Annotated in this window: 4 protein-coding genes; all 4 read left to right on the forward strand. The window is 50.9% G+C overall.

The window, feature by feature from the left end; all coding sequences use genetic code 11:
• The first annotated feature begins 55 nt into the window (after window positions 1-55).
• Entirely contained in the window at window positions 56-3,076 is a 3,021-nt protein-coding gene (locus ACO6VE_RS22705) for a DUF1601 domain-containing protein (protein ID WP_422463605.1), read from the forward strand.
• 112 nt (window positions 3,077-3,188) lie between these two features.
• Window positions 3,189-6,428 (forward strand): DUF1601 domain-containing protein, encoded by a 3,240-nt coding sequence (locus ACO6VE_RS22710; RefSeq protein WP_422463606.1) that lies wholly within the window; start codon window positions 3,189-3,191, stop codon window positions 6,426-6,428.
• Between the two features lie 105 nt (window positions 6,429-6,533).
• Complete coding sequence (locus tag ACO6VE_RS22715; RefSeq protein ID WP_422463608.1) at window positions 6,534-9,509, forward strand: DUF1601 domain-containing protein; 2,976 nt, start codon at window positions 6,534-6,536, stop codon at window positions 9,507-9,509.
• Between the two features lie 105 nt (window positions 9,510-9,614).
• Window positions 9,615-12,249: RAP domain-containing protein (locus ACO6VE_RS22720; protein ID WP_422463609.1), on the forward strand; the 2,635-nt coding region annotated here is incomplete at its 3' end.

Genomic DNA, 12,249 nt, shown 5'->3' on the forward strand with positions numbered 1-12,249 from the left:
CTGAGCAGAACAGCGGTCTGCTTTTTATATTTTCATGAATTAATGAAATATAATTATGGATAGAAGTTCTGCTGGTATCAGTGGTCAATACCCAAGATCAGATAACGGTTACAACCAACCGAATGGCCATGCCCCTTCTTCAAGGCGTGGGCGATATAGACATGCCACAGTCAGACAGCGGGATAGTCCCCCGCGCTCTACCCCGGGATGTAATGAATTTCACCATTCTTCAGGCCCATGCTCTTCTCAATATCTAGTGCGCCGTTCTGTCAACCCGACTCAAGATTTTAATGCCCTCATCAAACCAGAAATAATGGATGATCTGGTGAGTAAATCGGGTCGTTTCGGTCATCGCTATGATGGGAGAAATCACGGGCAATATGCCAGTTCAATTAAAAAATACACGACAACTGCTAAAAGACCGTTAAATCGAGCGGAACAAAGCCAGCTGGTACGCTTGCTGCAAAATTTTACCGCAACACGGAGTTGGAATTGGCAAAGCCTGACGACAACACTTAACTCATTTACTTCAGCGGGTGTTTTTACCCTTCATAAACCCATGGACGAGCGAGTTAAACTTACTCAGGCTATCTTATTGTCAACACTTCTTGATGCAATAATATTCAAGTGCAACCAAAAACCTCCAGCCAGGGATATTGATGCCCGGGGAATTGCCAACCTGCTGTGGGCCATGGCGAAACTGGTAGACAACGGGCAGGAGCAGACACCAGAACTCAAAGAGGCCATGGCCGAGCTGTTTCCCCACGTAAACGCACAGAAAGACCAATTTATTCCGCAGCATAACGCCAACCTGCTGTGGGCCATGGCGAAACTGGTGGACAACGGGCAGGAGCAGACACCAGAGTTCAAAGAGACAGTCGCCTCGCTGTTGCCCCTGGTGAACGCACAGAAAAACCAATTTACTGCCCAGGGGATTGTCAACCTGCTGTGGACCATGGCGAAACTGGTGGACAAAGGGCAGGAACGGACACCGGGACTCAAAGAGGCCGTGGCCGCATTGTTGCCCCACGTGAACGCACAGAAAGCTAACTTTAAACCCCAAGAAATCGCCAACCTGCTGTGGGCCATGGCAAAACTGGTCGGCAGCGGGCAGCAGACATCAGAGCTTACAGAGGCCTTGGCCGCACTATTGCCCCACGTGAACGTACAGAAAGCTCACTTTAAACCCCAGGAAATCGCCAATCTGCTGTGGGCCATGGCAAAACTGGTCGACAGCGGGCAGCAGACATCAGAGCTTACAGAGGCCTTGGCCGCACTATTGCCCCACGTGAACGCACAGAAAGCTCACTTTAACCCCCAGGAAATCACCAATCTGCTGTGGGCCATGGCAAAACTGGTCGATAGCGGGCAGGAGCAGACACCAGAGTTCAAAGAGGCCGTGACCACGCTGTTGCCCCACGTGAATGCAAAGAAAGCTCACTTTAACCCCCAGGAAATCACCAATCTGCTGTGGGCCATGGCGAAACTGGTGGACAACGGGCAGGAGCAAACACCACGGCTCAAAGAGGCCTTGGCCGCGCTGTTGCCCCACGTGAACGCACAGAAAACTCACTTAAAACCACAGGAAATCGCCAACCTGCTGTGGGCCATGGCGAAACTGGTGGACAACGGGCAGGAGCGGACACCCGAGCTCCACGGGGCCGTGGCTGCGCTGTTACCCCGCGTGAATGCACAGAAAGCTAACTTTAAACCACAGGAAATCGCCAACCTGCTGTGGGCCATGGCGAAACTGGTGGACTACGGGCAGGAGCTGACACCAGAGTTCAAAGAGACTGTGGCCGTGCTGTTGCCCCACGTCAACGCACAGAAGGACCAATTTAAAGCTCAGGGCAATGTCAACCTGCTGTGGGCCATGGCGAAACTGGTGGACAACGGACTGGAGCGAACACAAGGGCTCATAGAGACCGTGGCCGAACTGTTATCCCACGTGAACGAACAGAAAGACCAATTTATTCCTCAGCATATTGCCAACCTGCTTTGGGCCATGGCAAAACTGGTGGACAACGGGCAGGAGTGGACACCAGAGCTCAAAGAGGCAGTCGCCGTGCTTTTGCACTACGTGAACGCACAGAAAAACCAATTTAATACCCAGAATGTCGCCAACCTGCTTTGGGCCATGGCAAAACTGGTGGACAACGGAGAGTGGGTGCCAGAGCTTAAAGAAGCTGTGTTCGCACTGTTGCCCCACGTGACCCCACAGAAACACCAATTTACTCCTCAGCATATCGCCAACCTGCTGTGGGCCATGGCAAAACTGGGTGAACTCGTTGAGTTACACGTGGTTACCTCTACGTTCGAATCGCTTGTCTGCCGATTCAGTGACAACCTTAAGTTCTCTCAGCAAGATATTTTTATGTCTCTCTGGGGCGTAATGGTATGCTGTGCCAGGTTGTCTCTAGACTCCAATGCTCATAAAAATAACATGCTTGAAAAGCACATGGTTGACCTGTTTACTCGCCTGGAAAATACATCCCCGGACAATGAAAAGGATCAACGCATCATTGCCATGGCCGCCAGTTGGCTTGGGATAGCGTGTCCGATCATCCCCCATTACCAGACAACCATTTCAAAACATCAAGCCGACTTCCGCGATCAACTCCAATCATGCATGCCCTCTTTGAAGATTGAAGAAGAAAAGTGTCTGAACTCATTGCCACCCGTTGACCTGCTACTGCCAGATCACAACATGGCTATTGAAATTCAGGGACCGTCTCATTACGTAAGTAATGATTTTAAAATCAGGAATGGTTCGACTCTGCTTAAAATTGCACTGATGCAAAAATCAGGATTTGAGGTCATTGAAATCCCGGTTAACCAGCTCAGGAGCCAGGATTCAATGAAACTTTACATTAATCAAATAAAGACCAGAGTGGAAATCCAGCCACAGGGTCATGGCTGTGTATCACTTAACACCGGATGGGCAGATGAGACAAACGTTACCGCCAATAAAGGGAGGCAATCCCTGGATCACTCTTACTTAACCGCCGAAGATAATTCAGAAAAGCAAACAGACAAACCAAAAAACGGAAAAAGGAAAAGAATAAAAAGGCAATAACCGCTTCCCTTTCATCATGGCTCCAGAACCGTGTTCACATTCCAGCAAAATGAACTTCTGAACAGAACAGCAGTCAGTTTTTTATATTTTCATGAATTGATGAAATATAATTATGGATAGAAGTTCTGCCGGTATCAGTGGTCAATACGCAAGATCAGGTAATAATGACAACCAACCGAATGACCATGCCGCTTCCAGGCGTGGGCGATATAAACAAGCCACAGTCAGACAGTGGGATAATACCCCTCGCACAACCCCGGGGCGTAATAAATTTAACCATTCTTCTGCCGCAGGCCCTTCTCAATATCTACTGCGCCGTTCAGTAAACCCTGCTCAAAATTTTCATGCCCTCATCAAACCAGAAATAATGGCTGGTCTGGTGAGGAAATCGGATCGTTTCGGTCATCGCTATGATGGGAGAGATCACGGCCTGTATGCCAGTTCAATTAAAAAATACACGTCAGCGTCTAAAAGGCCTTTAAATCGAGCGGAACAAAGCCAGCTGATGCGTTTGCTGCAAAATTTCACAGCAACCCGGAGCTGGAATTGGCGAAGCCTGACGACAACACTGCACTCATTTACTTCAGCGGGTGTTTTTACCCCACATAAACCCATGGATGAACGTGTTCAGCTCACTCAAGCAGCCTTATTGTCGACGCTACTTGATGCAATAATATTCAAGTGCAAGCAAAAACCTGAAGCCAGTGATATTGGTGCTCAGGAAATCGCTAACCTGCTGTGGGCCATGGCGAAACTGGTGGACAATGGGCAGGAACTAACACCAGGGCTCAACGAGGCCGTGGCCGCAATGTTGCCCTGCGTAAACGCACAGAAAGACCACTTTATTCCTCAGCATATTGTCAACCTGCTGTGGTCCATGGCGAAACTGGTGGACAACGTGCAGGAACTAACACCAGGGCTCAACGAGGCCGTGGCCGCAATGTTGCCCTACGTAAACGCACAGAAAGACCAATTTATTCCTCAGGGTATCGCCAACCTGCTGTGGGCCATGGCGAAAATGGCAGACAACGGGCTGAAGCACACTCCGAGGCTCAAAGAGGCCGTAGCCGCGCTGTTGCCCCACGTGAACACACGGGAAGACCAATTTAATGCCCAGGGTATCGCCAACTTGCTATGGGCCATGGCGAAACTGGTGGACAACGGCCAGGAGCGGACACCAGGGCTCAACGAGGCCGTGGCCGCCCTGTTGCCCCACGTGAACGTACAGAAAAACCAATTTATTCCTCAGCATATCGCCAACCTGCTGTGGGCCATGGCAAAACTGGTGGACAACGAGCAGGGGCTGACTCCAGAGTTCAAAGAGGCCGTGGTCGCGCTGTTGCCCCACGTAAATGCACAGAAAGCCAACTTTAAACGACAGGAAATCGCCAACCTGCTGTCGGCCATGGCAAAACTAGTGGACAGCGGGCTGGAGCAAACACCAGGACTCAAAGAAGCTGTGGCCGCTCTGTTGCCCAACGTGAGCGAACAGAAAGCTAACTTCAATCCACAGGAAAGCACCAACCTTCTGTGGGCCTTGGGGAAACTGGTGGACAACGGGCAGGAACGGACACCCCGTCTGAAAGAGGCCATAGCCGCGCTGTTGCCCTGCGTGCACAGACAGAAAGACCAATTTGTTCCGCGGGGAGTCGCCAACTTGCTCTGGGCCATGGCGAAACTGGTGGACAACAGCCAGGAGCAGACACCAGATTTCAACAAGGCCATGGCCGCACTGTTGCCCCTCGTGAAAGTACAGAAAGCTGACTTTACACCACAGGGAATCGCCAACCTGCTGTGGGCCATGGCGAAACTTTTGTACAACGGGATGGAGCAGACACCTGCGTTCATGGAGGCCGTGGCCGCGCTGCTACCCCACGTGAACGCACAGAAAGGCCAATTTATTCCTCAGCATATCGCCAGCCTGCTGTGGACCATGGCGAAACTGGTGGACAACAGACAGTACCGGACACCAGAGCTGAATGGGGCCGTGGTCGCGCTGTTACCGCTCGTGGACGCACAGAAAGACCAGTTTATTCCTCAGCAAATCGCCAACCTGCTGTGGGCCCTGGCAAAATTGGTGGATAGCGGCCAGGAACAGACACCAGAGTGCAAAGAGGCCGTGGCCGCGCTGTTGCTTCGCGTGAACGCACAGAAAAACCAATTTAATGCCCAGGAAATCGCCAACCTGCTGTGGGCCATGGCGAAACTGGTGGACAACGGGCAGGAACGAACACCCGGGTTCAACGAGGCCGTGGCCGCACTGTTGCCACACGTAAACGCACACAAAGACCAATTTAATGCCCAGGAAATCGCCAACCTGCTGTGGGCCATGGCGAAACTGGTGGACAGCGGGCAGGAGCGGACAGCAGAGCTCAAACAGGCTGTGGCCGTGTTGTTGCCCCACGTAAACGTACAGAAAGACCAATTTATTCCTCAGGCTATCACCAACCTGCTGTGGGCCATGGCGAAAATGGTAGACAACGGGAAGAAGCACACACCAAGGCTCAAAAAGGCCGTGGCCGCACTGTTGCCCCACGTGAACGCACAGAAAGACCAATTTAGTGCCCGGGGTATTGCGATCCTGCTGTGGGCAGTGGCGAAACTGGGTGAGCTCGTTGAGCTGAACCTGGCTACCTCTTCGTTTGAATCACTTTTCTTTAGAATCAGTGAGAACCTTCAGTTTTCTCAGCAAGAGATATTGATGTCTCTCTGGGGAGTCATGGTATGCTGTGCCAGGTTGTCTCTAGATTCCAATACCAATAAAAGTAACGTGTTTGAAAAGCACATGGATGACCTGTTCACTCGCCTGGAAAATACCTCGCCAGACAATGATGAGGAACAATCCATCATTACCATGGCTTCAAGTTGGCTTGGCAGAGCCTGTCCGGTCGTCTGCCATTACCAGACAAACATTTCAAAAACCCAGGTCGGCTTCCGCGATCAACTCCAATCCTCTATTCCATCTTTGAAGATCGAAGAGGAAAAGAGTCTGAACTCATTACCTCCGGTTGACCTGCTACTGCCAGATCACAACATGGTGATTGAAGTTCAGGGTCCCTCTCATTATGTGGGTGGTGATTTCAAAACCAGGAATGGTTCGACTCTGCTTAAAATCGCACTGTTGCAAAAAGCAGGATTTGAGGTCATTGAAATTCCGGTTAACATGCTCTCGAGTCAGGATTTAATGAAACCATACATTGATCAAATAAAGACCAGGATAGGCATCCCGCCACAGGAGCATGGCTTTGTATCACATAAAAGAGCGTGGACAGGTGCTGCATACGTGACTGGTGAAGAACATTTCGCAGAGCAAACCAACCCGGCAAAGAGGAAGAGAACAAGCAGCCAATAATCTCCTTCCTCCCATCATGACTCAAGTAAACTTTTCCGCAAAATGAACTTCTGAACAGAACAGCAGTCTGCTTTTTATATTTTCATGAATTAATGAAATATAATTATGGATAGAAGCTATGCTGGTATCAGTGGTCAATACCCAAGATCAGATAACGGTTACAACCAACCGAATGGCCATGCCCCCTCTTCAAGGCGTGGGCGATATAGACATGCTACAGTCAGACAGCGGGATAGTCACCCCCGCTCTACCCCGAGATGTAACGAATTTCATCATTCTTCTGGCACACGCCCTTCTCAATATTTAATGCACCGTTCAGTAAACTCTGCTCAAGATTTTAATACCCTCATCAAACCAGAAATAATGGATGGTCTGGTGAGTAAATCGGATCGTTTCGGCCATCGCTATGATGGGAGAAATCACGGGCAATATGCAAGTTCAATTAAAAAATACACGACAACTGCTAAAAGACCGCTAAATCGAACAGAACAAAGCCAGCTGATACGTTTTCTGCAAAATTTTACCGCAACACGGAGCTGGAATTGGCGAAGCCTGACGACAACACTGCACTCATTTACTTCAGCGGGTATTTTTGCCATTCATAAACCCATGGATGAGCGTGTTAAGCTTACTCAAGCTTACTTATTGTCAACGCTACTTGATGCAATAATATTTAACTGCAACCAAACACCTGAAGCCAGGGACATTGATGCCCGGGGTATCGCCAACCTGCTGTGGGCCATGGCGAAACTGGTGGACAACGGGCTGGAGCGGACACCAGGGCTCAACGAAGCTGTGGCCGCGCTGTTGCCCCACGTGAATGCACAGAAAGACCAATTTAATGCCCAGGGCAGCGCCAACCTGCTGTGGGCCATGACGAAACTGGTGGACAATGGGCTGGAGCGGGTACCAGGGCTCAAAGAGGCCTTGGCCGGGCTGTTGTCCCACGTGAACGCACAGAAAGACCAATTTAATGCCCAGGGCATCGCCAACCTGCTGTGGGCCATGGCGAAACTGGTGGACAATGGGCAGGAGCGGACACCAGAGCTCAACGAGGCCGTGGCCGCGCTGTTGCCCCACATAAACGCACAGAAAGACCAATTTAATGCCCAGGGCATCGCCAACCTGCTGTGGGCCATGGCGAAGCTTTTGGACAACGGGCTGGAGCGAACACCAGGGCTCAAAGAGGCTGTGGCCGCGCTGTTGCCCCACGTGAACGCACAGAAAGACCAATTTAATGCCCAGGGCATCCCCAACCTGCTGTGGGCCATGGCGAAGCTGATGGACAACGGGCTGGAGCGGACACCAGAGCTCAAAGATGCTGTGGCCGCGCTGTTGCCCCACGTGAATGCACAGAAAGACCAATTTATTCCCCAGCATATCGCCAACCTGCTGTGGGCCATGGCAAAACTGATGGACAACGGCCTGGAGCAGACACCAGAACTCAAAGAGGCCGTGGCGGCGTTGTTGCCCCACGTTAATGCACAAAAAGACCAATTTATTCCTCAGCATATCGCCAACCTGCTGTGGGCTATGGCAAAACTGGTGGACAATGGGCAGGAGCGGACACCAGGGGTCAAAGAAGCCGTGGCGGCGTTGTTGCCCCACGTTAATGCACAAAAAGACCAATTTATTCCTCAGCATATTGCCAACCTGCTGTGGGCCATGGCAAAACTGGTGGACAAAGGGCAGGAGCGGACACCAGAACTCAACGGGGCCGTGGCCGCATTGTTGCCCCACGTTAATGCACAGAAAGCTCACTTTAGACCACAGGAAATCGCCAACCTGCTGTGGGCCATGGCGAAACTGGTGAACAGCGGGCAGGAGCCGACACCAGAGCTCAAAAGGGCCTTGGCCGCGCTGTTGCCCCACGTGAACGCAAAGAAAGCTCACTTTAAACCTCAGGAATTCACCATCCTGCTGTGGGCCATGGCGAAACTGGTGGACAGCGGGCTGGAGCGAACGCCGGAGCTCAAAGATGCCGTGCCCGCGCTGTTGCCCCACGTGAACGCACAGAAAGACCAATTTATTCCCCAGCATATCGCCAACCTGCTGTGGGCAATGGCAAAACTGGTGGACAACAGGTACGAGCAGACACCGGAGTTCAACGAAGCGGTGGCTGCGCTGTTGACCTGCGTGATCGTACAAAAAGTTAACTTTAAACCACAGGAAATCGTCAACCTGCTGTGGGCCATGGCGAAACTGGTGGACAACGGGCAGGAGCAGACACAAGGGCTCAACGAGGCTGTGGTCGCGCTGTTGCCCCTCGTGAACGCACAGAAAGACCAATTTAATGCCCAGGGTATTGCCAACCTGCTCTGGGCCACGGCCAAACTGGGTGAACTCGTTGAGCTGAACGTGGCTACCTCTACGTTCGAATCGCTCGTCTATCGAATCAGTGAGAAGCTTCAGTTTTCTCAGAAAGAAATATCGATGTCTCTCTGGGGATTAATGGTATGCTGTGCCAGGTTGGCTCTGGACTCCAATACTGATGAAAATAATGTGTTTGAAAAGCACATAGATGACCTGTTGACTCGACTGGAAAATACCTCGCCAGATAATGAAGAGGATCAATCCATCATGATCATGGCCGCAAGTTGGCTTGGTAGAACCTGTCCGGTCGCCGGCCATTACCAGACAAACATTTCAAAAACCCAGGTCGACTTCCGCGATCAACTCAAATCATCTATTCCATTTTTGAAGATCGAAGAGGAAAAGAGTCTGAACTCATTACCTCCGGTTGACCTGCTACTGCCAGATCACAACATGGTGATTGAAGTTCAAGGCCCCTCTCATTACGTGGGTGGTAATTTCAATACCAGGAATGGTTCGACTCTGCTTAAAATCGCACTGTTGCAAAAAGCAGGATTTGAGGTTATAGAAATCCCAGCTAACCAGCTTTTGAACAACGATTTAAAACCCTATATTGATCAAATAAAGAGCAGGACAGGCATCCCGCCACACGGTCATGACTCTGTATCATTTAAAAGAAGGTGGGCAGGTACTGCATACGTGACTGGTGAAGAACATTTAGCAGAGCAAACCAACCCGGCAAAGAGGAAGAGAACAAGCAGCCAATAATCGCCTTCCTCCCATCATGACTCAAGTAAACTTTTTTGCAAAATGAACTTCTGAGCAGAACAGCAGTCTGCTTTTTATATTTTCATGAATTAATGAAATATAATTATGGATAGAAGTTCTGCTGGTATCAGTGGTCAATACGCAAGATCAGATAACGGTTACAACCAACCGAGTGGCCATGCCCCTTCTGCAAGGCGTGGGCGATATAGACATGCCACAGTCAGACAGCAGGATACTCACCCCCAATCTACCCCGGGCTGTAATAAATTTCACCCTTCTTCTGGCACACGCCCTTCTCAATATTTAATGCACCGTTCAGTCAACTCTGCTCAAGATTTTAATGCCCTCATCAAACCAGAAATAATGGCTGGTCTAGTGAGGAAATCGGAACGTTTCGGTCATCGCTATGATGGGAGAGATCACGGTCTATATGCCAGTTCACTTAAAAAATACACGTCAGCAGCTAAAAGGCCGTTAAATCGAGCAGAACTAAGCCAGCTGATGCGTTTGCTGCAAAATTTCGCAGCAACACGGAGCTGGAATTGGCGAAGCCTGACGACAACACTTCATTCATTGACTTCAGCGGGTGTTTTTACTCTTCATAAACCCATGGATGCGCGAGTTAAACTTACTCAGGCTAACTTATTGTCAACGCTATTTGATTCAATAATATTTAACTGCAATCAAAAACCTCCACCCAGGGATATTGATGCCCAGGGTGTCGCCAACCTGCTGTGGGCCATGGCGAAACTGGTGGACAGCGGGCAGGAGCTGACACCAGAGCTCAAAGAGGCCGTGGTCGTGTTGTTGCCCCATGTGAACGCACAGAAAAAACAATTTATCCCTCAGGGAATCGCCAACCTGCTGTGGGCCATAGCGAAACTGGTGGACAATGGGCAGGAGCGGACGCCAGAGCTCAACGAGGCCGTGGCTTCGCTGTTGCCCCATGTGAACGCACAGCAAAACCAATTTATTCCTCAGCATATCGCCAACCTGCTGTGGGCCATAGCGAAACTGGTGGACAACGGGCAGGAGCCGACACCAGGGCTCGAAGCGGCATTGGCCGCGCTGTTGCCCCATGTGAACACACAGCAAAACCAATTTATTCCTCAGCAGATCGCCAACCTGCTGTGGGCCATGGCGAAACTGGTGGACAACGGGCAGGAGCAGACACCAGGGCTCAAAGCGGCAGTGGCCGCGCTGTTGCCCCAAGTGAACGCACAGCAAAACCAATTTATTCCTCAGCAAATCGCCAACCTGCTGTGGGCCATGGCGAAACTGGTGGACAACGGGCAGGAGCGTACACCAGAACTCAAAGAGACCGTAGCCGCGCTGTTACCCCGCGTGAACGCACAGAAAGACCAGTTTGATGCCCTGGCTATTGCCAACCTGCTGTGGACCATGGCGAAACTGGTGGACAACGGGCAGAAGCCAACACCAGAGCTCAAAAGGGCCCTGGCCGCGTTGTTGTCCCACGTGAATGCACAGAAAGCTCACTTTCAACCACAGGGTATTGCCAACCTGCTGTGGGCCATGGCGAAACTGGTGGACAAAGGGCTGGAGCAGACACCAGGTCTTAACGAGGCCGTGGCCGTGCTGTTGCCCCAGGTGAACGCACAGAAAGACCAGTTTATTCCTCAGCATATCGCCAACCTGCTGTGGGCCATGGCGAAACTGGTGGACAAAGGGCTGAAGAAAACACCAGAGCTCAAAGATGCTGTGGCTGCGCTGTTGCCCCACGTAAATGCACTAAAAGACCAATTTATTCCCCAGCATATCACCAACCTGCTGTGGGCCATGGCAAAGCTGGTGGACAACAGGTACGAGCAGACACCGGAGCTCAACCAAGCGATGACTGCGCTGTTGACCTGCGTGAACGGACAGAAACACCAGTTTAATACCCTGGCTATTGCCAACCTGCTTTGGGCCATGGCGAAACTGGTGGACAACGGGCAGGAGCCAACACCAGGGCTCAACGAAGCTGTAGTCGCGCTGTTGCCCCTCGTGAACGCACAGAAAGACCAATTTAATGCCCAGAGTATTGCCAACCTGCTGTGGGCCACGGCCAAACTGGGTGAACTCGTTGAACTGAACGTGGCTACCTCTGTGTTCGAATCGCTTGTCTATCGAATCCGTAAGAACCTGCAGTTTTCTCAGGAAGAGATAGCGATGTCTCTCTGGGGAGTCATGGTATACTGTGCCAGGTTGTCTCTGGTCTCCAATGCCAATAACAATAACGTGCTTGAAAAGCACATGGATGACCTGTTGACTCGCCTGGAAAATACCTCGCCAGATAATAAAGAGGATCGATCCATCATGATCATGGCCGCAAGTTGGCTTGGTAGAGCGTGTCCGGTGGTCCGCCATTACCACAAAGCCATTTCAAAAAACCAGGCCGACTTCCGCGATCAACTCCAATCATGCATTCCATCTTTGCGGATCGAAGAAGAAAAGAGCCTGAACTCATTACCTCCGGTTGACCTGCTTCTGCCAGATCACAACATGGTGATTGAAGTTCAGGGCCCCTCTCATTACGTGAATGGTGATTTCAACACCAGGAATGGTTCGACTCTACTGAAAATCGCACTGCTGAAAAAATCAGGATTTGAGGTCATTGAAATCCCGGCCAACATGCTTTGGAATCAGGATTTAATGAAACCCTATATTGATCAAATAAAGACCAGGATAGGCATCCCCCCACAGGAGCATGGCTCTGTATCATTTAATAGAGGGTGGGCAG

The organism is Endozoicomonas sp. ALB115, assembly GCF_049310245.1.
In the GTDB taxonomy this organism is placed as follows: domain Bacteria; phylum Pseudomonadota; class Gammaproteobacteria; order Pseudomonadales; family Endozoicomonadaceae; genus Endozoicomonas.

Bases quoted from the DNA above. Each gene is read 5' to 3' on its own strand.
- ACO6VE_RS22705 (WP_422463605.1), top strand. From the start codon at position 56: ATGGATAGAAGTTCTGCTGGTATCAGTGGTCAATACCCAAGATCAGAT.
- ACO6VE_RS22710 (WP_422463606.1), top strand. From the start codon at position 3,189: ATGGATAGAAGTTCTGCCGGTATCAGTGGTCAATACGCAAGATCAGGT.
- ACO6VE_RS22715 (WP_422463608.1), top strand. From the start codon at position 6,534: ATGGATAGAAGCTATGCTGGTATCAGTGGTCAATACCCAAGATCAGAT.